This window comes from Candidatus Manganitrophaceae bacterium (assembly GCA_016200325.1).
In the GTDB taxonomy this organism is placed as follows: domain Bacteria; phylum Nitrospirota; class Nitrospiria; order SBBL01; family Manganitrophaceae; genus Manganitrophus.
Genome location: JACQEZ010000016.1, coordinates 93,239 through 118,400, shown reverse-complemented (window position 1 = coordinate 118,400; position 25,162 = coordinate 93,239). Strand labels below are relative to the sequence as shown.

Genomic DNA, 25,162 nt, shown 5'->3' with positions numbered 1-25,162 from the left:
AAGGGATGGAATTAAAACATAAGATAGAAGCGCTTCCCCACAATCCCGGGGTTTACCTCATGAAGGGGAAACGGGGTGAAGTGCTTTATATTGGAAAAGCAAAAGATCTCTCCGACCGGGTCCGGAGCTACTTTCGGCAGAGTGCCGAGCTGAGCCCGAAGACCCGATCGATGGTCTCCCAGGTGGCTGATCTGGAATATATTGTCGCCGCGACCAACCTGGAGGCGCTGATCCTTGAGAGCAATCTCATCAAGAAGCACCGGCCGAAATACAACGTCGTTCTTCGGGACGATAAAAATTATCCGCTGCTGCGCCTCGACCCCCGGGAGGATTATCCCCGGCTGGAGATCGTCCGCCGCGTCAAAAAAGATGGCGCCCTCTACTTCGGCCCCTATGTTCCGACCGGCGGACTCTATGAAATGCTCCGGCTCTTGAGGAAGATCTTTCCCTTGCCGAACTGCACGATCGACATTGATGGAAAGGCCGACCGCGCCTGCATCGAATTCGAAATCAAGCGCTGTCTCGCCCCCTGTACCGGAAATCAGTCGAAAGAAGAGTACCGTCAGATGATCCAACAGGTCCGGCTTTTCTTGGAGGGAAAAGACAAGATCCTCCTCAAAGCGATGCGGGGACTGATGGAGCGAAAGGCGGGGGAGCTGAATTTCGAGGCGGCGGCGCGGCTGCGTGATCAGATCGCAAAAATAGAGCGGGCGCTCGAGCGGCAACGGGTGACCCTCACCCAGGTGGAGGACCACGATGTCATCGCGCTGGCGCGGGAGGGGGAGGCGGCCGACCTTCAGATCCTCTTTATTCGCGGCGGGATGATGGTCGGCCGGAAGGATTTTTTCTTCGAGAATGTCGGCGAGACGCTCGATGAAGAGCTAATCACCGCCTTTATTCAGCAGTTCTATAATAAAGAAGGATTGATCCCGCGGGAGATCCTCGTCCCGATCCCGCTCACCGAAGCGGCGGTGCTGGAAGAGTGGCTCTCGGAGCGGCGCGGCGGCCCGGTCCACCTCCTCTCGCCGTCGCGGGGCAAGGGGGCCCATCTCCTCGATTTTGCCGTCGAGAATGCGCGCGCCTCGTTGAGCGATCATGTCCATCGGCGAGAAGGGGGGGAGGAGACGCTGCGGCAGCTTCAGGAGCTCCTTCAGCTCTCCAAGCTGCCCCGACGGATCGAGGGATACGATATTTCGAACATCATGGGAACGGACGCCGTCGGCTCCATGGTGGTCTTTGAGGAGGCCAAGGCGAAGAAGTCGGATTATCGGCATTTTCGTATCAAGACGATTGAGGGGGCGAACGATTTCGGAATGATGGCGGAGGTTCTCACAAGGCGGGTCGCCGCGTTGAAGGAGAAGGGGGAAGCGCCGCCTGATCTCTTCTTAATCGACGGCGGCAAGGGGCAGCTCTCCGCGGTGCGGGAGGTGCTTGAAAAGGCGGATCTGGGCGGGGTCGATCTGATCGGCCTTGCGAAAGAGCGGGAAGACCGATTTGAGCGGGTCTATCTTCCGGATTTGTCCGATCCGATTGAACTGCCGGTCGGCTCCCCGGCGACCCACCTGCTGCAACAGGTCCGCGACGAGGCCCACCGCTTTGCAGTTTCATACCATCGAAAAATCCGCGACAAGCGGATGCTGGCCTCTCCGCTGCAGGAGATCGAGGGGATCGGAAAGACCCGACGGCTGGCGCTGCTGAGGCATTTCGGAAGTGTCTCCAAAATTCGAGCGGCGACGGTGGAGGAGTTGGCCACCGCCCCTTCGATGAACAAGAAAGCGGCGCAACAGCTTTTTGATACGCTCCATCCGGCCCATTTTTCTTGAAGCCGAACGATATTCTTCCTTTTATCATAAATATTGTCTTGATTTATCGGGTGCGTTAGGCGGGGCTTAGATCCGCAGTCGGCTTCTTTGTTTTCATCCCTAGAGTATTCAGGAATCGTCTGGTCTGTATGGCCTTGTGGGGTTTCACCCCACGATTTTAAAGGAGGCGATTTTAGGAAAGGAGAAGACGACTAGAATTGTTTCTTCTCAAGCTTTAATGGTATAGGATGAGGAACGTCCCCACTTAAGTGCGTCATCTCAAGGGGTCGCTTCGATTGGAGCGACAGATGAAAACGCCCCTCCCTGGTAATGAGGCCGATCGGTTGGAAACTCTTCGCCGGTATCGGATCCTTGACACCCCGCCCGAAGCCCTCTTTGACGACGTCACCTTGCTCGCTTCGCAAATCTGCAAGACCCCGATCGCCCTGATCACCTTTCTCGATTCAAGTCGCCAATGGATGAAAGCGAGCGTCGGCTTGACCGGCTCGGCGCTGCCGCGGGAGCAATCGTTTTGCGCGCATGCGATTTTAGGTTCCGACCCTTTCGTCGTTGAAGATGCGTCGGCCGATGCGCGGTTCGCCGGGAATCCGCTGGTAACGTCGTCCCCCTATATCCGATTTTATGCAGGGGTCCCGCTGGTGACCGGACGGGGATATGCCCTTGGGACCCTCTGCGTTGCAGATCATACCGCACGAAAACTCTACACCGATCAACGCCATGCCTTGCAACGCCTGGCCTGTCAGGTCCTCTCTCATTTGGAGCTGCGACGGGAGATCGGCGAATTGAAGCGAAGTCTGCTGAAGCGCAAAAAACTATACAGACAGCTTCATAAGACGCAGCAGCGGTTCGACCTCGTGACCCGCGCAACGAACGATGCGATTTGGGATCTGAATCTCAAGACCGATCAGATCTGGTGGAATGAAGGGGCCAAGGGCCTCTTCGGAGATGCACCGGATACTTCGGAACCGATCGGATCGGATGAAAACAGATGGTACGATCGAATCCACCCCGACGATCGGCTCCGGGTGACCTCCGGCATTCGAAGAGCAATCGAACGAAGAGAGCCGCTTTGGAGCGATGAGTACCGTCTCCGCCGCAACGAAGGGTATATCCATGTTTTCGGCCGTGCCTCTCTGATCTTCAACGGCGGCAATGAGCCGGTCCGGATGGTCGGCGCAATGATGGACATCAGCCGGCGAAAGAAGGCAGAGGCGGCGCTCCAGCAGAGCCAGCAGCGGTTTCGGGCAATCTTCGACCGGGCGCCGATTGGGGTGGTCTGCATCAGCATTGAGAGAAAGCTGATGGAAGGAAACCGGGTCTTTTATGGACTGCTCGGCTATAGCGCGGAAGAATTGGTGAACAAAGATTTCACCCTCTTAACCCACCCGGACGACATCGCGCCGGATAGAACCCTCTTTCATGAGTTGATCGAGGGGAGTCGGGAGGCCTACCAGATTGAAAAACGCTACATCCGAAAAGACGGCGCGACCGTCTGGGTCTGCAAAACGGTTTCTCTGGTCCGGGACATTCAGGGCGCGCCGCAATTCGCCATCGCGATGGTCGAAGATATTACGGAGCGGAAACGGATGGAGACGGAACTGCGCGAGACCTATGAAACCCTCAGCGCCGTGATTCAGGCTTCGCCCCTGGCGATCGCCATCGTCGACCTTCATGGAAAGGTGATGGGGTGGAACCCGGCGGCGGAGCGGATCTTCGGTTGGACTGAGGCGGAGGTGATCGGCCGGCCGCTTCCTTTTATTCCCGAAGAAAAGCGGGAGGAGTTCAAGGCGCTTGCCAAGCGTGTTTTGCGGGGCGAGGCCTTCTCCGGATTTGAGACGCTCCTTGAAACAAAAGAGAGCGTGCAGATCGAGGTGAGCATTTCAACCGGGTTGCTGCGCGATGCCCACGGGAAAGTCAGAGGGGTCTTGGCGCTGATCGAAGAGATCACCGAGCGGAAAGAGCGGGAGAAGGCGATCCGGCAGATGAATGAAGCGCTCCACCAGAAGAACAGCCAGGTCGAAGAGATCAGTCAGGCGAGGAATCGATTTTTTTCTTATATCTCCCATGAGCTCAAAACCCCTCTAAACTCGATTATCGGGTTCACCCATCTCATCCTCAATGGAAATTATGGGGAGGTGACCTCGACCCAGTCGCTTGGATTGACCCGTATCTTGGTGAATGCGGCCGAGTTGGTCCAGCTGATCAATAATATTTTAGACCTCGCGAAGATTGAGTCGGGGAAGCTCAAATGCAGCGTCATTGAAACCGATGTGGTCGATCTGGTGGAGCGGGTCTCCTTCAACTTCCGGCCTTTTATCGAAGAGAAAGATCTCTCCTTTCAGATCCGGGTCGCGCCGGCTTTCCCGCGGCTTCTTCTGATCGATCCGGCCCATCTTCGGTCGATCTTGTCGAACCTGTTGAGCAATGCGGTGAAATTCACGGAAGAGGGGGTGATCCAGGTGGAGCTCAGCGCACTACCGAAAACGAGAGGGTTTCATCTGGCGGTCTCCGATACCGGCATCGGCATCGATCCGGACGATCTGGAGCGGATCTTCGATGAGTTTGAGCAGTCGGGGCTAATCAAAGAGCGGCCGCAGGGATATGCCGGTGGGAGCGGTCTGGGGCTGGCGATTGTTAAGAAGTTGGTCTCATGTATGGGAGGGAGGGTCACCGCAGACAGCATCTTGGGAAAGGGAACCCGCTTTGTCGTCGAGATCTCTGAAGCCTCCCTCTGATTCCGAAGGGATCTTTTTGGGTCCCGGTCGGCTTTGTCCGGCTTTGCCCGGCTTTGCCAGGCTTTGATTGAGGCTGCGCTTTTCTCTCGAACTCCTCATTGACACTTTCTTCCAAATTGTGCTAAAAATATGGGGAATTTCTTATTTCTCGAAGTGGAGAGCGTATGTCGGGACATTCAAAATGGGCGACGACAAAGCATAAAAAAGCGGCGGCCGACTCGAAGCGGGGAAAGATCTTTACGAAGATCATTCGAGAGATCACCGTGGCGGCAAAGATCGGTGGAGGGGATCCCGAAGGGAACCCGCGTCTTCGAACGGCGATCCTCAAAGCGAAAGAGAACAACATGCCGGCCGACAACATCAAGAAGGCGGTTCAGAAGGGGACCGGCGAGCTCCCCGGGGTCTCCTACGAGGAGATGACCTACGAAGGGTATGGGCCGGGCGGGGTGGCAATCATCATCCAGCTCCTGTCGGACAACAAGAACCGCACGGTCTCGGAGATCCGGCACCTCCTCTCGAAGAGCGGCGGGAATATGGGAGAGTCGGGCTCGGTCTCCTGGATGTTTCAGAAGAAAGGCTATCTTTCCATCGAAAAGGCGAAGGCCGACGAGGAAAAGTTGATGTCGGCAGCGCTTGATGCGGGAGCGGAGGATATTCGCTCCGATGATCCGACCACCTTTGAGGTCATTACCGCCCCGGCCGATTTTGAAAAAGTAAAAAAAGCGATGACCGATGCCGCTCTAACCCCCTCTTTTTCGGAGGTGACCCTTCTTCCGCAAACCTATGTCCGGCTTGAGGGAAAAGAGGCGGAGCAGATGCTCCGGTTGATGGAAGCGCTCGAAGACCATGATGACGTACAGAATGTCTATGCCAATTTCGATATCCCGGACGAAGTGATGGCGAAGGTGGCGGGGTAGGCACCCCGTCCGCCGGAGCCGAGAGGGAGCGTGATCGCTTATCAATATTCATTTTGACCAATGTCGGGGCCGATTTTGAGGCCGATTTTAGGGATCGATCCGGGAATGGGTGTGACAGGATATGCGATCCTGGAAGAAGCGCCCGCCGGTCGGCTGATCTTAAAGGGATCCGGCGAGGTCCGGACGAACCCACGACACCCCTTTCCCAAGCGACTCAAGCAGATCCACGACGGTCTCCTCCAGGTGATTCAAGAAGCGCTTCCAGCAGCCCTCGCGATCGAAGATACTTTTCTTGCCAAGAATTTCAAGTCAGCGCTCAAGCTCGGCCAAGCCCGCGGCGTCGCCCTGCTCGCGGCGGAGTTCCATCAGCTCCCCGTTTTTGAATATGCCCCGACCGCGGTCAAAATGGGGGTCGTCGGTTACGGTGGAGCAACCAAAGAGCAGGTGCAGCAGATGGTCCGCCGCCTCCTTCAGCTTCCGGAGGTACTCACCTCCGAGCATGAGGCCGATGCGGCCGCCGTCGCCATCTGCCATATCCACTCCGCCCAATTCCACGAGAAGATCGCCGCGGCGGAGCGGGGAGTAAACAGAGAGAGCGCCCGGCCTCCCGTCAGGTAAAATCGGCATCCGCCGGTATATGCCGGTATATGAAGGTCGAGAGAGAATGATTGCATCGATCACCGGAACGATCATCGATAAAACACCCGCCTCTTTGATCGTCGAGGTGCATGGGATCGGCTATCAGCTTTTTGTTCCGCTCAGCACCTTTTATCGCCTGCCGGAGGTCAAGGAGACCGCCTCGCTTCATGTCCACACGCATGTCCGAGAGGATGCACTGCAGCTCTACGGCTTTCTGACCTTGATGGAGAAAGAGCTCTTCTTGCTCCTCCTCGGGATCAGCGGGGTCGGGCCGAAGCTTGCGCTGAATATCCTCTCCGGGATGGAGCTGACCGAGCTTGTTCAGGCGTTGCGCGAGGGGAGTGTCGATCGGCTCCGGGCGATTCCCGGCGTCGGCCCGAAGACGGCCGGACGGCTGGTGTTGGAGTTGAAGGAGAAGGTGAATGCGTTGAGCCTCTCGGGCCTCCAGATCCACGCGCCGGCCGCATCGGAGAAAGACAAGGTCAAAGACGACGCCCTCTCGGCGCTGGTCAATTTGGGATATGCTCGGCATGAGGCGAAGCGGGCGGTCGATCGCCTTTCGGAAGAGGGCGTCTCCCTTCCCGATTCGGTCGAGGAGTGGATCAAGCGGGCGCTCAAGACGCTCGCCAAAGGATAGCGGATATGATTGAACGAATTTTATCGACCCAAATGAATGAAGAAGAGCGCCGGATGGAGGCGAGCCTCCGACCGACCTCGCTCGATGAATATGTCGGCCAGACGCGGATCAAGGAGAATCTCCGGATCTACATCGAGGCGGCAAAGAAGCGGGGAGAAGCGCTCGACCACGTGATCTTCTACGGTCCTCCCGGATTGGGCAAGACGACCCTCGCCAATATCATCGCGCGCGAGCTTGGAGTGAGCCTCAAAGCGACCTCCGGTCCCGCGGTGGAGCACCCGGGCGACCTGGCGGCGATCTTGAGCAACCTTTCGGAAGGGGATGTTTTCTTTATCGACGAAATTCACCGGCTCCATCCGGCGGTCGAGGAGGTGCTCTATCCCGCGATGGAAGATTTTCAGCTCGATCTGATTATCGGTCAGGGGCCGTCGGCCCGAACCTTAAAATTGAATCTGCCGCGGTTTACGCTGATCGGGGCGACGACGCGCGCCGGACTGCTCACCTCGCCGCTGCGCGAGCGGTTCGGGGTGATCAGCCGCCTTGAATTCTACCGTCCGGAAGAGTTGGAGCAGATCGTCATCCGCTCCGCCCGGCTCCTGAACATCGCCATCGAGCCGGCCGCGGCTTATGAGATCGCCACCCGGACCCGCGGCACCCCCCGAATCGCCAACCGAATTTTGCGGCGGGTTCGAGATTTCGCCGAGGTGCGGGCCGATGGACGAATTCTCTTGGATGTGGCCAAGCAGGCGCTCTCGCAGATGGAAATCGACGCCGCCGGATTTGACGCCATGGACCGAAAGTACCTTCTCCTGATCATCGAGAAATTCGGCGGCGGGCCGGTCGGGGTCGACACCTTGGCGACCGCGTTGGGCGAAGAGCGGGAGACGTTGGAAGATGTCGTCGAGCCGTTTTTGATCCAGGGGGGCTATCTCGACCGGACGGCGCGCGGACGGATGGCGACCGACGCGGCCTATCAACACTTCGGATTAAAACGCTCCGAGGCGCCCCAGCCGCGCCTTTGGTAACGGGAGACGGTCGTCTCGGTTTTCTATCTATGATATAAACAGACGGGAAGAGGCCGACCGGCCTCCCTTCCGTCTCCACTCCACCCACATGAGGTTCTGATGTTCTCCGTCGGTATTTTAACGATCAGCGACAAGGGCGCGGCCGGCAAGCGGGACGATGCCAGCGGCTTGCTCCTTCACCAATTGGTCGATCAGCTTCCGGGCAAGGTGACGGTCTACCAGGTGGTTCCGGACGAGACAGAGGAGATCCGGGATCAGCTGATCTCCTTCTGCGAGCGATGGAAGGTCGATCTGGTGCTCACCACCGGCGGGACCGGCGTCTCCCCCCGCGACGTCACTCCGGAGGCGACGCTGGCGGTCATCGATCGGCTCGTCCCCGGCATGGGGGAGGTCATGCGGATGGAGGGATACCGAAAGAACCCCAAAGCAATTCTCTCGCGCGGCATCGCCGGCATTCGAAAGAAGACCCTCATCATTAATCTTCCCGGCAGCCCCCGAGCCGTCCGGGAAAACTTTGAAATTCTCCTCCCGGCCCTTCCTCACGCCATCGAGAAAATGATCGGCGAAGAGGGAGAGTGCGGCTCTCCCTAATTTCTTTTCGCTAGACGATTCTCGGAAGGTCCTGTCGCTTCCTCTCTTTGACGCTTATGGTATATTTTCCAGGGGGCGTCGACTACTGGCGTTCCAAGGAGGGTTCCGTAGAGTGAAAGAAGAAACCCTTTTCCGTTTGGTGTTTGAGCAGGTTACGGTCGGCATGGCGATCCTCGCCGTCGATCCGATCGGCCGGTATATCGCGGTGAATCCCGCCTTTTGCCGGATGACCGGATATTCGCGAGAAGAGTTGCTGTCGCGTGACTTTCAGAGCATCACGGCGGAAGAAGATGTCAACCGAAATATCGAAGAGATCCGCTCCCTCCTGGTTGAATCGGTCCCCTCGCTCCAGATTGAAAAGCGCTATCTTCGAAAAGGGGGCGACCTGTTTTGGGCCCGCCTGAAAGTTTCTCTGCTTCGGGATGATCGGGGAACGCCGACCTCGCTCCTCGTTCAAATTGAAGATATCGGAACGCAGAAAAAGACGGAAGAAGCGCTGCAGGAGACCGATCAGACGCTCCGTCCCCTCATCAAAGCCTCCCCCCTCGGAATCGTCACCCTCGACCTCGATCTCAATGTAAAGATGTGGAACCCGGCGGCCGAGCGGCTCTTCGGCTGGCGCGCGGAGGAGATCCTCGGCCGGCCCAATCCGGTCGTCCCCCCGGAGGAGGCGGCGGAGTTTCGCGGTTATGTCGCCCGGCTCTTAGAGGGGGGGCCAGCGTTTGTCGACACCCCCAAGCGGCGGCTCCGTAAAGATGGGGGTTTGATCGATGTCCGGGTTTCGACCGCGCTGCTGCGCGGCGCCGATGGAGGGGTCAGCGGCATCATGGGCATTTTTGCCGATGTCACCGAGCAGAAGCGGCTGGAGGTGGAGCTGCGCCATGCGCAGAAGCTTGAAGGGATCGGTCAATTGGCCGGCGGCGTCGCTCATGAGTTTAACAACATCCTCACCGCCATCATCGGAAATGTCGAGCTGATCCTGGAGGATGCCGATCCGGGATCGCGTCTGCAGGCAACCCTCGCCCGCGTCGAGCAGGCGGCGCACCGGGCGGCGGCCCTGACCCAACAGCTCCTCACCTTCAGTCGGCGGTCGCGGGTCGATTTAAAGCCGCTCGATCTTCGCGCGGTGGCGGAGGAGGTCGTCTGCCTGCTCGGCCAGACGTTCGACCGGCGCATTGCTTTCGCCCTCCGATCCTCCGAGGGGATCTGGCCGGTGCTTGCCGATGCGGGTCAGATGAACCAGGTCTTCATGAACCTCTGCGTAAATGCTCGCGATGCCCTCATGGAGCGATTGGAGAAGCCGGTCGTCGGGGAAAAAGAGATGGATTGGTCGCCTCGGATCGAGATCCAGGTCGAGAATATCTCTCCCGATCCCGCCTTTCTCCAGAGCCATCCCGAGGCGAAATCGGAACGGTATCTCCATCTGTTGGTCTTCGATAACGGGTGTGGAATGGATGAGGCGATTCGGCATCGGATCTTCGAGCCGTTTTTCACCACCAAGGCGACCGGCCGGGGAACCGGGCTCGGTCTCGCCGCCGTCTATGGAATTATTCAGCAGCATCAAGGGTGGATCGAGGTCCGTTCCGTGAAGAACGAGGGGACTTTTTTCCACATCTATCTTCCGGCGATAGAGGGGGTGGCGGTGCCGGAGGGGGGCAAAGGAGACGAAACGTCGGCTCCCGGCGGGAATGAAACCATTCTCTTTATCGATGACGAAGCGGAGATCCGTCGGTTGGCGAATACGGTGCTTAGCCAATACGGTTATCGCCTCCTTTTTGCCAAGGACGGCATTGAAGCGATCGAGCGTTTTAGAGTCGAGTCCGAACGGATCGACCTGATCATTCTTGATCTGACGATGCCGGGACGCTCGGGGGAAGAGGTATTCCGGGAGCTTCGGGCCCTTGCCCCGACGATGAAGATCCTTGTGTCGAGCGGACATTCCCCCGCCGGGCGCGACAAGGAAATACCGGCTGAAAAGACGATTGCATTTATCCTCAAACCGTATCGTCCCGACGCATTGGCGCGGGCAGTCAGGAGCCTGCTTGACCGGTGAGGTGATTGCGTGAGCCGATTTTCCCTCTCGACCCTTCGGACCCGCCTGCTTCTCCTGGCGCTTCTCGCCGGAATCCCGACGTTGAGCTTGGCCTTTTATACCGCCTCGGCGCAGCGACAGGCGGCCGTGGCCAAGGTGCAGGAAGATGCGCTGCGGATGGCGCGGCTCGCCGCGAGCAATCAAGAGCAGTGGTTCCAAGGGGCGCTGCAACTGCTGGTCGCCTTTTCCAGAATCCCGGAAGTTCGACGGAGCGACGCGGCCGCGTGCAGCCGCCTCTTCTCCGATCTGGTGAAGTCCTATCCTTATTACACCACCTTCGGCGTGGCCGATGTGAAGGGAGACCTCCGCTGCAGCTCCGTTCCGATTCAAGGTCGGCTCAACGTGGCCGATCGCGATTATATCCGACGGGTCCTTCTTACCCACACGCTGGCCGTCAGCGACTATCAGGTCGGACGGGTCACCGGAAAGCCGTCGATTAATCTCGGCTATCCTTTCTTCAACGACGCCGGAGAGGTGGAAGGGGTGGTTGTCGCAGGCCTCGATCTTCTAAAACTGAATGAGAAGGTGAAGGAAAGCGGGTTGCCTTCGACGGCAACGCTGACGATGCTCGACCGCAATGGGATTGTTTTGGTCCGCTATCCCGATTTTGAAAGATGGATCGGCCGGCGGGCGCCGGAATCGGAGCGGATTCAGGAGATCCTGTCGCAGGGAGGAGAGGGGGAAGCGCCAGGAGCGGGGGGCATTCCTTCTCTCTTCGGGATGACCCGCTTAAGCGGCGTCGGCGGAGAATTCTATCTCAGCGTCGCCATTCCGAAGGAGAAGGCCTTTGCAGACGCCGACCGGCTCCTTGCCCACAATCTCCTCTGGATGGGCACAGTCGGCTTGTTGGTGGTGATGGTGACCTGGGCCGGCGGTGACCGACTCATTCTGCGCCGGTTTGATGCGCTCGTTCAAACGACCGTTCGGCTGGCCGGCGGGGACCTCACCGCCCGGACCGGCCAATCGGAGGAGTCGGGCGAAATCGGCCAGTTGGCGCGGGCGTTCGATAAGATGGCCGAGACCCTTCAGGGGAGGGTGACCCAACTGCGTGAGGCGGAGGCCCGCTATCGCGCTCTGGTAGAGCATATTCCGGCCGGAACGTTTGTCTCCACATTGGATGACCAGGTCCTCTACATCAGCCCCCAGATCGAGCGGATGTTCGGCATTCCGGCGGCCGTTTGGATGTCGGAGCCGCGGTATTGGATCAAGCAGATCGATCCGGCCGATCGCGAACGGGTGCTCGCCGAGCTACAGCGCTTTATGACGGCCGGCGAGCCGTTCGTCTCCGACTATCGGATGCAGACCGCCGCCGGCGCGCTGCTCTGGGTCCATGCGGAGGCGGTCGTCGTGCAGGATGAAACCGGCCGGCCCTACGGCATCCAGGGCATTCTTCTTGATATTACCGATCGTAAAATGGAAGCGGCCCTCTTAGAGCACCAGGCGTTGCACGACGGATTGACCGATCTTCCCAACCGCATTCTCCTGCGGGATCGGCTGCAGCAGGCGCTCCTTGCCGGCCAGCGCGAGAAAAAGCCGATCGCCTTGCTGGTGATGGACCTCGACCGCTTCAAAGAGGTGAACGACACCCTCGGCCATCACTACGGCGATCTTTTGCTGAAGCAGCTCGGCCTGCGACTGACCGCCCTCCTTCGGGCGACGACCACCGTCGCGCGATTGGGAGGAGATGAGTTCGCCCTTCTCCTCCCCGGCGCGACCGCCGAAGGGGCGACGGTGGTGGTGCAGAAGGTGCTGAAGGCGCTCGAGACCCCCTTCTTGCTCGAAGGCCAGACGGTCCATATCGGGGCGAGCATCGGGATCGCCCTTTTCCCGGAACATGGCGCCGATGCCGATCTGTTGCTGCAGCGGGCCGATGTGGCGATGTATGCCGCCAAGCAATCGGGGAGCGGGTATGCGATGTATCTCTCCGAGCGCGATCCGCACAGCGCGCGTCGCCTGGCGGTCTCGGCTGGGTTGCGCCAGGCGATTCAAGAGGATCAACTCTTTCTTCTCTATCAGCCGAAGATCGATCTGAAAAGCAACCTCATGATTGGGGTGGAGGCGCTCGTCCGATGGCAACATCCGGAGCTGGGGATGATCCCGCCCGACCAGTTCATTCCGCTTGCGGAGCAGACCGGACTGATCAAGCCGCTGACCCTCTGGGTCCTTAACACCGCGTTGGCCCAATGCAGACGCTGGCGAGAGGGGGGGCGCGAGATCTGCGTGGCGGTGAATCTCTCGGCCCGCAACCTGCAAGATCCCGAGCTCTCCGATCAGGTCATCCGCGCTTTAGAGATCCACGGGGTACCTCCCCATGATCTGGAGTTGGAGATCACCGAGAGCATCTTGATGGTCGATCCCTCCCGGGCGATGGAGATTCTAAATCGGTTGACCGGTCACGGGGTGCGGTTCTCCATCGACGACTTCGGCGTCGGTTACTCCTCTCTGAGCTACCTTAAGCGGCTCCCGGTCTCGGCCATCAAAATCGACCGGTCGTTCGTGCGCGATATGGACGCCGATCCGGAAGCGGTGACGATCGTCCGCTCCACCATCGATCTGTCCCATAATTTGGGCCGGAAGGTGATCGCCGAAGGGGTTGAGACCGAAGCGGTCCGCGCCCAGCTCGCCTCCTTCGGCTGCGATGCGGCGCAAGGCTACTACTTCAGCAGACCGATCCCGGCCGCCGACCTCTTCCGCTGGTTGGACGAATTCCAGAGAGGATTGGTTTCAGAGAACCTTCACCGCGGCGGGAATTCTCCCGGTGCGTAATGTGTCCGACCGTTTTTACTCCGGTTCTAAATCCCACAAAGCGCTTGAAAAAACGACTTAAATAGGCTATACTCCTAAAATTTCTCAATGGAGGACGCCGCGTTTGTCCCAGACAGATCCCCTGGCCCCGCTTCGTCGAAAGATCGACGAAATCGATGAGCGGATTCTTGCGCTCTTAAACGATCGGGCCCGCATCGTTCAGGAAGTCGGAAAGATTAAAAAAAATCAGCAGGCCGATTTTTACGCCCCTTCCCGCGAGCAAGCGATCTATGATCGGCTGACTCAGCTCAACCCCGGACCGTTTCCGAACGAAGCGTTGAAAAGTGTCTTTCGCGAGATTATCTCGGCGTCGCTCTCCCTCGAAGGGCCGATGAAGGTCGCTTACTTGGGACCGCGGGCGACCTTCACCCACCTCGCCACGATGCATCGGTTCGGCTTCTCGGCGGCCGACCTTCCGGTCAACAGCATCAAGGAGGTCTTCGATGAAGTCGAGCGGGGACGAGCCGATTTCGGGGTGGTGCCGATTGAGAACTCAACCGAAGGGGTGGTCAATCATACGCTTGATCTCTTCGTCGACTCACCGCTGAAGATCTTCGGCGAGATCTTGCAGGAGGTGTCGCATCATCTGATGTCGAAGACCGGCAAGACGGAAGAGCTCCGCCGAATTTATTCCCATTCGCACGCGATCGCGCAGTGCAAGCATTTTTTGGAGACCCATCTTCCCCGGATTCAGGTGACGGAGGTCTCCAGCACCGCGCGGGCCGCCGAGCTGGCGCAGGAAGATCCGACGGCGGGGGCGATCGCCTCCGAGCTGGCGGCCCAGCTCTATGGGTTGACGATTATCAAGCGGCGGATCGAAGACAACATCAACAACTTCACCCGCTTTCTGGTCGTCTCGCAGAAGCCGGCGCCGCCGAGCGGTCGGGATAAGACCTCGATCATGTTTTCCACCAAAGACCGGGTCGGCGCCCTCTATGACATGCTCCGCCCCTTTGCCGACCAGCAGATCAATCTCACCAAGATCGAGTCGCGGCCGTCGAAGAAGAAGGCGTGGGAATATATTTTTTACATCGACATGGCCGGCCACATCGAAGATGAAAAGATCCGGACCGCAGTCGATCGGCTGAAAGGCGAGGCGGTCTTTCTCAAAGTTCTCGGCTCTTATCCGGTGGCGGAAGAGGCCAAGCGCTAAATCAGAGCCAAGCAAAGGGCATTCATGATCAAAGTCAGTCCCGATATCGCGGGGATCACCCCGTATCCTCCCGGCAAGCCGATGGAGGAGTTGGAGCGGGAGCTCGGGATCAGCGGATCGATTAAGCTCGCCTCCAATGAGAACCCGCTTGGGCCGTCATCCAAAGCGGTGTCGGCGATCAAGAAGGGGCTGGAGAGCGTCCAGCGCTACCCCGACGGCGCCGGCCATTATCTGCGGGAGGCGCTGGCCCGGAAGTGGAAGGTCGATCCGGGTCAGGTGATCATCGGAAACGGATCGAACGAAATTATCGAGCTGCTCATCCGGACCTTTATTCTGCCGGGGGATGAGGCGATCATGGCCGATCCGAGCTTCTCCCTCTACCGACTGGTGGTGACCTCGGGGCATGGCAAGCCGGTCCAGGTTCCGCTGAAAGAAGGACGGCATGACCTTCCGGAGATGGCGCGGGCGATCACGCCGAAGACCAAGCTGATTTTTATCTGCAACCCGAACAATCCGACCGGGACGATCGTCCGCAAAAGAGAGGTCGCCCGATTTTTATTGCGGGTGCCGAAGCGAATCTTGGTCGTCTTCGACGAGGCGTATGCCGAGTATGCGACCGATCCCGAGTTCCCCCAGACGATCGATCTGCTGCGGGCGGGGGCGTCGGCCCTTTTCCTCCGGACCTTTTCGAAGGTCTATGGCCTGGCAGGGCTTCGGATCGGCTACGGCGTCGGCCCCTCAGAGGTGATCGATTACATGAACCGGGTCCGCCAGCCGTTTAATACGAATCTGCCGGCGCAACAGGGGGCGCTGGCGGCCCTCACCGATGAGGCGCACCTCTCCAAATCGCTCCGGATCAATCGGGAGGGAAAAGAGTATCTCTTGCAAGCGTTCGGGGCGATGGGGATTTCTTCTCTTCCCTCCGAGACGAACTTCATCTATTTCGACCTCGGCGGAGATGACCCTTCGATCGGAAAGCGGGTCTATACCGCCCTGCTGCACAAGGGGGTGATCATCCGCCATCTGGCCGGAAGCCATCTTCGGATCACGATCGGTCTGCCGGGGGAAAATCGGCGATTCATTAAATCGCTGAGAGAAGTGTTAAAGGAGCAAAAATGATTATCGTGTTAAAACCGGCTGCCACCGAGCGGGAGATCGACCATATCGTCGCCAAGATCAAAGAGGCAGGGTTGAAATCGCACCTCAATAAGGGAGAAGAGCGGACGATCATCGGCGTCATCGGCGACGAGCGAAAGCTTCAGAGCCAACCGCTGCTCGCCTTTCCCGGCGTCGAGAGGGTGTTGCCGATCCTCGCCCCTTACAAACTGGTCAGCCGCGAGTTTAAAAAGGAAAATACGGTCATCGATGTCCAAGGGATTAAAATCGGCGGAAAGAAGCTGGTGATGATGGCCGGCCCCTGCTCGGTTGAAAAACAGGATCTCCTCTCCTCGATCGCCCAGGAGGTGAAGGAGGCGGGGGCGGTGATTTTACGCGGCGGGGCTTTTAAGCCGCGGACCTCTCCCTATGCCTTTCAGGGATTGGGGGAGGAGGGGCTTGAATATCTGACCGAGGCGAAGAAGAAGACCGGCCTGCTCATCATCACCGAGATCATGGACCCGCGCGACATGCCGATGATGCTCAAGCATGCCGACATCCTCCAGATCGGCGCGCGGAACATGCAGAACTTTCGGCTGTTGGCGGAGGTCGGCTCCTACAATAAGCCGGTCATGCTCAAGCGGGGGCTCTCCGCGACGATCAAAGAGTTTCTCCTCTCGGCGGAATATATCATGGCCGCCGGGAATCCGAACGTGATCCTCTGCGAGCGGGGGATTCGGACCTTTGAGACGGCGACGCGGAACACGCTCGATCTGTCCGCGGTGCCGGTCATCCGGGAGCTGTCGCATCTTCCGATCATCATCGATCCAAGCCACGCGGTCGGGAAGACCAGCCTCGTTCCGCCGATGTCGAAGGCGGCGGTGGCGGCGGGGGCCGACGGCCTGATCATCGAGGTCCACTCCAATCCCGAGGAGGCCTACTGCGACGGCGAGCAGGCGATGTTGCCGAAAGAATTTAAAATATTGATGGCTCAGCTGCGGAAGATCGCGGCGGCGGTCGATCGAGAATTATAGACGAGTGAGGCTCTTCGGGTATGTCGGTGTTATTTAAACAGATGACGATCATCGGCGTCGGCCTCATCGGGGGGTCGCTGGCCCTGATCTCAAAGCGAAAACAGCTGGTCGAGACCGTCGTCGGCTATGGAAGAAAGCGCGGGGGGCTTCAAAAAGCGGCGGCGATGGGGGTGATCGACCGCTATGTCCTCACCCTTCCGAAGGCGGTCGAAGAGGCCGACCTCATCGTCCTCGCAACGCCGGTCGGCACCTTTGAGCGGATCTGCAAGGCCATCGCACCGCATCTCAAGCCGGGGGCGATCGTCACTGATGTCGGAAGCGTGAAGGGGGCCTGGGTCGGCCGGATGGAGGCGCTTCTTCCCAAGCATGCCTTCTTTGTCGGGGGACATCCGATCGCCGGGCGGGAGAAGTCAGGGGTGGAGGCGGCGACGGCCGACCTCTTCCAGGGGAGCCGATGCATCTTGACACCGACCCCCGCCACCGATCGGAAGGCGCTCAAGAAGGTCGCCTCTCTCTGGGAGAAGGCCGGGGCGCGGGTCTCCGAGCTGGGACCGATGGAGCATGATCAGATCTTGGCGGCGGTCAGCCATCTGCCGCACCTCGTCGCTTACGCATTGATGGAGACGTTGGCTCATCCGAAGATCGCGAAGCGCAACCCGGTCGAGTACTCCGCCGGGGGATTGCGCGATTTCACTCGGATCGCCGGAAGCTCCGCCGAGATGTGGCGCGACATCTTCCTCCTCAACCGCGATGCGGTGGTGGAGATGGTCGATCTCTATCAAGAGACGATCGAGAAGATCAAAAAGCGGATTCTGGAAGAAGATGGTCCGGGGCTGATCGAAATCTTTGAGCGGGCGAAGGCCATTCGACAGAAAGCGATACAATAGACCCCCTCAGGGACGAGGCGGGCCTCGCCCAGATCGGCCCTCCTCACCGGCCAGGATGAAATAATCAAGAAAAGGCGACCCGCCGGGTCGCCGCGACGTATCGGATCGGATCGGAAAATGAGAACGGTGTTGAAAAAAGCGCCCCTCCGCGGGACGATTGCGGTACCCGGGGATAAATCGATTACCCACCGAGGGGTGATCTTCGCCGCGCTGGCGGAGGGGCCGAGCAAGGTGGTCGGCTATCTGCCCTCCGAGGATTGCGAGCGGACGATCGCCGCCTTTCAGGGGATGGGTGTTTCGATCACCGTCGAGACGGTCGACGGCGTTCCCTCGCTTCAGGTCGAGGGGAAAGGGCTCTGGGGATTGACCGAGCCGACCGGTGTGATCGACTGCGGAAACTCCGGCACGACCCTTCGGCTGCTGACCGGCCTCCTGGCCGGCCGGCCGTTCTTCTCGGTCCTCACCGGAGACGCCTCGCTTCGAAAGCGGCCGATGCGGCGGGTGATCGATCCCCTTCGGACGATGGGCGCGGAGATTTTCGGGCGCTCTGGGGGAACCCTCGCCCCGCTGGCGATCTCGGGAAAGAAGCTGACCGGCATCGAGACCCGCCTCTCGATCGCAAGCGCCCAGGTGAAATCGGCGATTCTCCTGGCCGGGCTCACGGCCGCGGGGGTGACGACCGTTTCGGAGCCGAGCCGGTCGCGCGACCACACCGAGCGGATGCTCCGCTCTCTCGGCGCCCGGTTCGAGGAGCGGGAGGGGCGGTTGTCGATTGTCGGCGGCGCCCCTTATTCCGGCAAGCGGATCGAGGTGCCGGGCGATCTCTCCTCGGCGGCGTTTTTCCTGGTCGCGGGAGCGATCGTCGACGGCTCCGAGATCACGATTCAAAAGGTCGGTGTCAATCCGACACGCACCGGCATTCTTGATGTGTTGAAGGCGATGGGGGCCGAGATCACGATCACCCCGCGCCCGCCGATGGGGGATGAGCCGGTCGCCGACCTCACCGTCCGGGCCGGTGCGTTGCGCGGAACGGTCATCCGAGGGGAGCTGATCCCCCGGACGATTGATGAATTTCCGATCCTCTGCATCGCCGCCGCGGCGGCGGAGGGGGAGACCGTGGTGCGGGATGCGGAGGAGCTGCGGGTGAAAGAGAGCGACCGGATTGCCGCGATGGCCAAAGGGCTTCGGGGGATGGGGATCACGGTGGAGGAGTTTCCCGACGGGATGCGGATTGAGGGGAGCCGACAGTGGAAGGGGACCTTCTGCGAGACGCACGGCGACCATCGGATCGCGATGGCGATGACGGTCGCAGGCCTGATGGCGGAGGGGGGAAATGAGATCGACGATGTCGCCTGCATCAACACCTCTTTCCCGGGGTTCCTCGGATTGTTATCGAAGCTGACCGCGTAGTGAAACGTAGGATGAGAGAGAGGGGATGAAAAGACTGATCATCGCGATCGACGGTCCGGCGGCGGCCGGAAAGAGCACCGCGGCGAAGGGATTGGCCCGGCGCCTCGGCTATCTTTATCTCGACTCGGGGGCGCTCTACCGGGCGCTTTCGTGGAAGGTGCTCCAGCAAAAGGTCAATCCTGAAATCGAGCGCGACGTCGAGGCGACTTGCCAGCCGGTCACGATCGTGCTTCGGCAAGAGGGAGAGCAGACGAAGGTTTGGGTCGACGAGGTCGAAGCGACCCCGCACCTGCGGCAGCCGGAGGTGACCCGGATCTCTTCGATTATTTCAACCTACACCGGGGTACGAAAGAAGCTCCTGTCGATTCAGCGGTCGATCGGCGCCGGCGGCGGGGTGGTGATGGAGGGGCGCGATATCGGCACGGTCGTCTTCCCGAACGCCGACGTCAAATTCTATCTCGACGCCACGACGCCGATCCGCGGGCTGCGGCGGCACAAGGAGCTGGAGCAAAAAGGGATTCCGTCCGATCTGGAGAAAACGACTCGGGAGATCGAAGAGCGCGATTTGAAAGACAGCCGACGGAACATCGCTCCGCTCCGAAAAAGCGAAGATGCCATCGTGATCGACTCCACCCCGTTGGACCTCGATGCGGTGATCGGCGAAATGCTCCGTGCAATCGAGATGCGGCTCCAGACCGATCGCGCGCAGGGGGCCGAGCGGCGAGAGCGGTCGAATTAAGCAGCGGATCCGATCGGTGGGATGACGATCGGGCCAGCGATGGGCAAATGGAATCGACGCGTGCGATGGTATCAGCGGATCTGGAGAGAGAACCCGGTTTTTGGGCGGGGGTCTTCTATCGAATCGCCCATATCGTGGTCTGGATGCTGGCGAGGCTCTTTTTCAGGCTGCAGGTCATCGGTGTTTCGGAGATCCCGCGCGAAGGGGGGGTCATTGTGGCGGCCAATCACAACAGCTACTTTGACATCCCGCTCCTCGGCTGCGCCCTCTTCCGCCGGGCCGACAACATTGCCAAGGCCGAGCTCTTTCAAAACCGGCTCGTCGGCGCGCTCTTTAGGATGTTCGGCGGGTTTCCGGTCCGGCGTGGGACCATCGACCGGCAGGCGCTGGCCGAAGCGGTCGGCCGGCTGAGGGCGGGACATCTTCTTGCGATGTACCCGGAGGGAACCCGAAGCAAGGATGGACGGCTCCAGCCGCCGAAGCCGGGAATCGGAATGATCGTCGCCCAGTCGGGGGCGAAGGTGGTCCCGGCGTTCATCCGGGGGACCGACCCGGTTCGCCCATTTAAGCCGGTGACGGTCGTTTTCGGAAAGCCGATCGATTTTAAGGCCGAGATCGAGTTGTTTCAGGCGGCCGAAAAAGAAGGTATGAATCCAAAAAAGCTTTATGCTACAATTTCACAGGAAATCATGACCCAAATCGCCGCCCTGGAGAAAGAGTTGTCGGAGAGGAATTGTTGAGGAGAGTGGATGGAAATTTATATCGCTGAGAATGCAGGTTTCTGTTTTGGGGTGAAGCGGGCGGTCAAGATGGCGTTCGACGCCGCCGAGAAATACCAGGGAGAGGTTCATAGCCTCGGTCCGTTGATCCACAACCCTCAGGTGGTGGAGCGGCTGGCGGAGAAAGGGGTGGAGAAGGTCGAGCGGCTCGATCAGGTCGAGAATGGAGTCGTCATCCTTCGTTCCCACGGCGTGTCCTCCCCCCAGGTCGTCAAAGAGGCGGAGGCGCGTGGGCTGGAGGTCATCGATGCGACCTGTCCCTTTGTCACCAATGCCCAACGCTACGCCAACCAGCTGGTGGAAGAGGGATACCAGGTGGTGATGGTCGGCGATCGGAACCATCCCGAAACCCAAAGCGTCCTCGGGCATGCCGGCGGAGAGATCTTGGTGACCGAGGATTTTGAAGAGATTAAGCAGATGCTCAACCGGTTTACCAAGAAGCGGCTTGGCATCATTTCTCAAACGACGCAAACTTATGGAAAATTTTCTGAGATTGTAGTAAAATCCCTCCAAATCTGCGAGGAGGTAAAAATCTTCAACACCATCTGTTACGCCACCGAGGATCGCCAGACCGAAGCACAGGTCCTTGCCGAGAAGGTGGACGTCATGGTGGTGGTCGGAGGAAAGAACTCCGCCAATACGACCCATCTCGCCGACATCTGCCGGGAGAAGGGGGTTCGGGTTTACCATGTTGAGACGGCTCAGGAACTGGAGCCGGGTTGGTTTACCGGGGTTGCGCGGACCGGGGTGACGGCGGGGGCTTCCACGCCCGATTGGATTATTCAAGGGGTTATCGACTATTTAAAAAAGCTTTAAGAGAATCAAAAGGTGCCTTGCGCCTTCAAATCGATCCAATGAGAGGAGATAAAAGATCTTTTATGTCAAAGTTGAGAAGAACAGCATTTGAAAACGATGAAATGATGGACAGCCAGAAAAGCCAGGAGCGGACGGAGCTGGAAGCGCTCTATGCCGAGACGTTCAAAAATCTTCAAGAGGGGAGCGTGGTCGAAGGAACAATCCTCTCGATTCAAGAAGACGGCATCATGGTCGACATCGGATACAAATCCGAAGGGATGGTCAACAAGCAGGAATTCTCGCCGGAGGAGCTCTCCAAGCTCCAGGCGGGCCAGACGATCCTCATCTATCTGGAGGAACGGGAAGATGCCGAGGGGAATATCATCCTCTCGAAGGAAAAAGCCGACCGGATGAAGATCTGGAAGGAGATTGAAGATGTCCACCAGAAGGATGCGGTCATCGAGGGAAAGGTCATCTCCCGAATCAAAGGGGGAATGATCGTCGACATCGGGGTCAAAGCCTTTTTGCCCGGCTCTCAGATCGACCTCCGTCCCGTCCGAGACCTCGACCAGCTGATCGGGAAAACCTTCCCGATGAAGATCATCAAGATGAATCATCGGCGGGGGAATATCGTCGTCTCCCGGCGGGTCTTGCTCGAGGAGTCGCGCGACAAGAAGCGGCAGACGACGCTCGCTGGACTGCAAGAGGGACAGGTGGTCGAAGGACAGGTGAAGAATATCACCGAATATGGCGCCTTCATCGACCTGGGCGGCATCGACGGTCTGCTCCACATTACCGACATGTCATGGGGCCGCGTCGGCCATCCCTCCGAGCTTTTCATGGTTGGAGACAAGGTCTCGGTCGTCGTCCTCAAGTACGACAAGGAGACCGGCCGGGTCTCGCTCGGCTACAAGCAGAAGATGCCCGATCCCTGGACCCATGTCGACGAGAAATATTCGGTCGGCACCCGGGTCAACGGCAAGGTCGTCAGCCTCACCGATTACGGCGCCTTTGTCGAATTGGAGCCGGGGGTCGAAGGCTTGGTCCACATCTCCGAGATGTCGTGGGCGCATGAGGCGAAACATCCGTCGAAGATCGTCTCGGTCGGAGACCGGGTCAATGCGGTCATCCTCAACGTCGACCGCAAGGGGAGAAAGATCTCGCTCGGCATGAAGCAGGTCGAGCCGAACCCGTGGGACCGCGCCGAGCAGCGCTATACCTCCGGCACCCGGATTACCGGGAAGGTTCGGAGCATCACCGACTTCGGCATCTTCGTCGGTCTGGAAGAGGGGATCGATGGTTTGATCCACATTTCGGACATCTCCTGGACCCGCCACGTGAAGCATCCCTCCGAAGTCTTCAAGAAGGGGCAGCAGATCGAGGCGGTGGTTTTGAAAGTCGACCGTGAGAAAGAGCGGATCTCGCTTGGCTTCAAGCAGCTCAGCTCCGATCCGTGGGAGACCGAGATTCCGCAGAAGTATCGGGTCGGCACCGGGGTCCGTGGAAAGGTCACCAAGATCACCGATTTCGGCGTCTTCGTCGAGCTGGAAGAGAATGTCGAGGGGCTGATTCATATCAGCGAGTCGGGGGTCGAAGCGCCGGCCCGGGTTGAAGATGTCTATCATATCGGCAACGAGGTCGATGCGAAGATCATTCGGATCGACTCCGCCGAGCGGAAGATTGCTCTCTCGGTGAGGGAGCATCGGCGCGAGACGGACAAAGAGGCGCTCGATCAATACCACAGCAGCCAAGGAAAGCTCGATCAGTCGCTCGGCGCGGTGGCGAGCAAAATCACCCGTCGGACCAAAAAGGGCGAAGAGGGAAAAGAGTCTTAAGCTCCGTGATTCCTTTCGGCCGGTCCCGTCGGGGCGGCCGAAAGGAATCGGGTCTGAGAAGAAGGTCCTTCGGACATTACGACTGAAAGCGATTTGTAAGGGGAGACGGTCCGGAGGATTATGCCGGCCCTTCCCCGATCGGATCGAGATTGCGAGATTGGGATGGCAGATCGGAAACCGTTTCTCGTCGGAGGGCTCTACTTCCTTCTCTTTGCGCTCCTCTTTTTTGTTTTTACCTTCTGGATGGCCCGGGCGATTCGAGGCGGAGAACGGGGAGGATGGCGCTCGGGGGAGCGGATTGCGCTCATCCGAATCGAAGGGGTCATCGCCGATTCGAAAGAGGTGGTGGAGGAGCTGCACCGCTACCGCGACGATGAGGGGATCAAAGCAATTCTCCTTCGGATCGACAGCCCCGGCGGCGCGGTGGTCCCCTCTCAAGAGATCTATGACGAGGTGAAGAAGATCCGCGAAGCGGGAAAGAAGAAGGTCGTCACCTCAATGGGGACGGTCGCTGCGTCGGGCGGCTACTATATCGCCGCGGCCTCGGATCGGATCATCGCCAATCCGGGGACGCTGACCGGCAGCATCGGGGTCATCATGGAGCTGGTCAATGTCGAGGGGCTGCTTCAAAAAATCGGGGTCGAGGGGGTGGTCATCAAGAGCGGCGAGAACAAGGATGTCGGCTCCCCCTTTCGGAAGATGACCGACAAAGAGCACGCGCTGCTGCAGCATGTGATGGATGACGTCCACGCCCAATTTATCGAGGCGGTGGCGGAGGGGCGATCGCTCAAAGTCGAGACGGTCCGCGCCTTCGCCGACGGCCGGATCTTCAGCGGCCGGCAGGCGAAGGAGATCGGTCTGGTGGACGAGTTGGGGACCCTTCAGGATGCGATTAAGCGGACGGGGCAGTTGGCCGGCATCCAGGGGGAGCCTCAGACGGTGGAGGCGCAGAAGCGATCACCTTTGTTTGACTTCCTCCGGAATCAATTTTTGGGAAAGTGGGAGGGCCCGCACTTTCCGTCGACGTCGGTTCGTCTGAACTATCTCCTCTCCTTTTGATGAGGAACCGGGAGCGGACCGCAGCGTTTTTTTTCGGGCCATAGGCGGACCCAACAGGGGAGCGTATGACCAAAGCAGAACTGATTGAAAAGGTCGCAGCGCAGTACACCGTTTTGACGAAACGCCAGACGGAGATCTTGGTGAACACCTTTTTCGACAGCATCAAGGAAGCGCTGGCGAAGGGGGACAAGATCGAGATCCGAGGCTTCGGCAGCTTCCGCATCCGACATCGGCGAATGCGCGAGGGGCGCAACCCGAAGACCGGCAGTCTGGTGACGGTCCCGGCGAAGCGGGTTCCTTTTTTCAAGGCCGGAAAAGAGCTGAAGGAATTGGTCGACCGGGGCTGATCTGCTCCGTACTTTTTGAAGCGGTCCGTTTTTAATCTATTCGTTTTTGATTCCAATCCGACTCCGGTTCATCTGTTCAAGTATGGCTGATACGAAACAAGATCCGTGGACGACCTGGGTGGCGCTCACGACCACGGCGCTGGCGGTCATGGCCGCCATCACGACCCTCTACTTGGGAAAGTTTTCCTCCCGCGCAATCCTCCTCCAAGGACAAGAGACCGACCAATGGGCCTTCTTTCAGGCGAAGAGCATCAAAGAGCACAGCTTCGAGCTGGAGAAGGTCCATCTGACGCTCGAGGCGGCGATGTTTCGGGCCAATATGCCGCAAGACGCCTCCGAGCAATATCAAAAAATCCTCGGTCAATACGAAGAGAAGATTAAAAAATACAGCGTCGAGAAAGATGAGATCAAAAAGAAGGCGGAAGAGCTGGAGAAAGAGAAGCTCGTTTCGCAGAGCCGCGGGGGAAACTTTGGCTTCGCGCTGATCTTTCTTCAGATTGCGATCATGCTCTCTTCTATATCGGTCATCACCAAGAAAAAACCGCTTTGGTATGTCGGCCTTTCCCTCTCGATCTTCGGTCTGTTCTTTTTCCTCGACGGCTTTTATCTCTTCTATTAATACCGATAGGACTTATACCGTCGAACCCTCTCACCTCGCTCCAAAACGTGTTCTCCCGGATGCAGGATCGGGCGCCTCTCCGTCCCCTGCGGGAGAGCCGAACCGGAACCGGCCTTTTCTCTCGCGCCACGCTCCGAATCAGGTTG

Annotated in this window: 21 protein-coding genes; all 21 read left to right on the top strand. The window is 59.0% G+C overall.

Going from position 1 to position 25,162, the window contains the following annotated elements; all coding sequences use genetic code 11:
- Nucleotides 1-5 precede the first annotated feature (5 nt).
- The 21 genes from uvrC to HY282_13350 all read left to right on the top strand — a co-directional run bounded on the left by uvrC (nucleotide 6) and on the right by HY282_13350 (nucleotide 25,016).
- On the top strand, nucleotides 6-1,823 hold the full coding sequence (gene uvrC / locus HY282_13450) for an excinuclease ABC subunit UvrC (protein ID MBI3804756.1): 1,818 nt from the start codon (nucleotides 6-8) through the stop codon (nucleotides 1,821-1,823).
- A gap of 287 nt (nucleotides 1,824-2,110) precedes the next feature.
- On the top strand, nucleotides 2,111-4,558 hold the full coding sequence (locus HY282_13445; GenBank protein ID MBI3804755.1) for a PAS domain S-box protein: 2,448 nt from the start codon (nucleotides 2,111-2,113) through the stop codon (nucleotides 4,556-4,558).
- A 164-nt stretch (nucleotides 4,559-4,722) separates the two neighbouring features.
- Nucleotides 4,723-5,475: a YebC/PmpR family DNA-binding transcriptional regulator gene (locus HY282_13440; GenBank protein ID MBI3804754.1), complete on the top strand. Its 753-nt coding sequence runs from the start codon at nucleotides 4,723-4,725 to the stop codon at nucleotides 5,473-5,475.
- Between the two features lie 60 nt (nucleotides 5,476-5,535).
- Entirely contained in the window at nucleotides 5,536-6,093 is a 558-nt protein-coding gene (gene ruvC, locus HY282_13435; GenBank protein MBI3804753.1) for a crossover junction endodeoxyribonuclease RuvC, read from the top strand.
- Nucleotides 6,094-6,139: 46 nt separating this feature from the next.
- On the top strand, nucleotides 6,140-6,751 hold the full coding sequence (gene ruvA / locus HY282_13430) for a Holliday junction branch migration protein RuvA (GenBank protein ID MBI3804752.1): 612 nt from the start codon (nucleotides 6,140-6,142) through the stop codon (nucleotides 6,749-6,751).
- 5 nt (nucleotides 6,752-6,756) lie between these two features.
- Nucleotides 6,757-7,776 carry a Holliday junction branch migration DNA helicase RuvB gene (ruvB, locus tag HY282_13425; GenBank protein ID MBI3804751.1) on the top strand — a complete coding sequence of 340 codons (1,020 nt, stop codon included), beginning with the start codon at nucleotides 6,757-6,759 and terminating at the stop codon, nucleotides 7,774-7,776.
- A gap of 99 nt (nucleotides 7,777-7,875) precedes the next feature.
- A complete protein-coding gene (locus HY282_13420; protein MBI3804750.1) occupies nucleotides 7,876-8,367 on the top strand; it encodes a MogA/MoaB family molybdenum cofactor biosynthesis protein in 492 nt (163 codons plus the stop codon).
- Between the two features lie 112 nt (nucleotides 8,368-8,479).
- The gene (locus tag HY282_13415; protein ID MBI3804749.1) at nucleotides 8,480-10,420 is read left to right on the top strand and encodes a PAS domain S-box protein; all 1,941 of its coding nucleotides are present in this window, start codon (nucleotides 8,480-8,482) and stop codon (nucleotides 10,418-10,420) included.
- A 9-nt stretch (nucleotides 10,421-10,429) separates the two neighbouring features.
- Nucleotides 10,430-13,225, top strand: a complete 2,796-nt coding sequence (locus HY282_13410) for an EAL domain-containing protein (protein ID MBI3804748.1) — start codon at nucleotides 10,430-10,432, stop codon at nucleotides 13,223-13,225.
- A 121-nt stretch (nucleotides 13,226-13,346) separates the two neighbouring features.
- On the top strand, nucleotides 13,347-14,417 hold the full coding sequence (pheA, locus tag HY282_13405) for a prephenate dehydratase (GenBank protein ID MBI3804747.1): 1,071 nt from the start codon (nucleotides 13,347-13,349) through the stop codon (nucleotides 14,415-14,417).
- Nucleotides 14,418-14,441: 24 nt separating this feature from the next.
- Entirely contained in the window at nucleotides 14,442-15,536 is a 1,095-nt protein-coding gene (locus HY282_13400) for a histidinol-phosphate transaminase (GenBank protein ID MBI3804746.1), read from the top strand.
- Nucleotides 15,533-16,546 carry a 3-deoxy-7-phosphoheptulonate synthase gene (gene aroF / locus HY282_13395; protein MBI3804745.1) on the top strand — a complete coding sequence of 338 codons (1,014 nt, stop codon included), beginning with the start codon at nucleotides 15,533-15,535 and terminating at the stop codon, nucleotides 16,544-16,546. Before HY282_13400 ends, aroF begins: the two co-directional genes overlap by 4 nt.
- Before the next feature lie 20 nt (nucleotides 16,547-16,566).
- A complete protein-coding gene (locus HY282_13390) occupies nucleotides 16,567-17,433 on the top strand; it encodes a prephenate dehydrogenase/arogenate dehydrogenase family protein (protein MBI3804744.1) in 867 nt (288 codons plus the stop codon).
- 117 nt (nucleotides 17,434-17,550) lie between these two features.
- Complete coding sequence (aroA, locus tag HY282_13385) at nucleotides 17,551-18,843, top strand: 3-phosphoshikimate 1-carboxyvinyltransferase (GenBank protein MBI3804743.1); 1,293 nt, start codon at nucleotides 17,551-17,553, stop codon at nucleotides 18,841-18,843.
- 25 nt (nucleotides 18,844-18,868) lie between these two features.
- Nucleotides 18,869-19,582 carry a (d)CMP kinase gene (locus HY282_13380; GenBank protein MBI3804742.1) on the top strand — a complete coding sequence of 238 codons (714 nt, stop codon included), beginning with the start codon at nucleotides 18,869-18,871 and terminating at the stop codon, nucleotides 19,580-19,582.
- Between the two features lie 47 nt (nucleotides 19,583-19,629).
- The gene (locus tag HY282_13375) at nucleotides 19,630-20,322 is read left to right on the top strand and encodes a 1-acyl-sn-glycerol-3-phosphate acyltransferase (protein MBI3804741.1); all 693 of its coding nucleotides are present in this window, start codon (nucleotides 19,630-19,632) and stop codon (nucleotides 20,320-20,322) included.
- A 9-nt stretch (nucleotides 20,323-20,331) separates the two neighbouring features.
- Nucleotides 20,332-21,177 carry a 4-hydroxy-3-methylbut-2-enyl diphosphate reductase gene (gene ispH, locus HY282_13370; GenBank protein ID MBI3804740.1) on the top strand — a complete coding sequence of 282 codons (846 nt, stop codon included), beginning with the start codon at nucleotides 20,332-20,334 and terminating at the stop codon, nucleotides 21,175-21,177.
- 38 nt (nucleotides 21,178-21,215) lie between these two features.
- Complete coding sequence (locus HY282_13365; protein MBI3804739.1) at nucleotides 21,216-22,991, top strand: 30S ribosomal protein S1; 1,776 nt, start codon at nucleotides 21,216-21,218, stop codon at nucleotides 22,989-22,991.
- 162 nt (nucleotides 22,992-23,153) lie between these two features.
- On the top strand, nucleotides 23,154-24,050 hold the full coding sequence (sppA, locus tag HY282_13360; GenBank protein MBI3804738.1) for a signal peptide peptidase SppA: 897 nt from the start codon (nucleotides 23,154-23,156) through the stop codon (nucleotides 24,048-24,050).
- 65 nt (nucleotides 24,051-24,115) lie between these two features.
- Entirely contained in the window at nucleotides 24,116-24,397 is a 282-nt protein-coding gene (locus tag HY282_13355) for an integration host factor subunit beta (protein MBI3804737.1), read from the top strand.
- Nucleotides 24,398-24,479: 82 nt separating this feature from the next.
- Nucleotides 24,480-25,016, top strand: coding sequence for a DUF4337 domain-containing protein (locus HY282_13350; GenBank protein ID MBI3804736.1), 537 nt, complete (start codon nucleotides 24,480-24,482; stop codon nucleotides 25,014-25,016).
- Nucleotides 25,017-25,162: the final 146 nt, after the last annotated feature.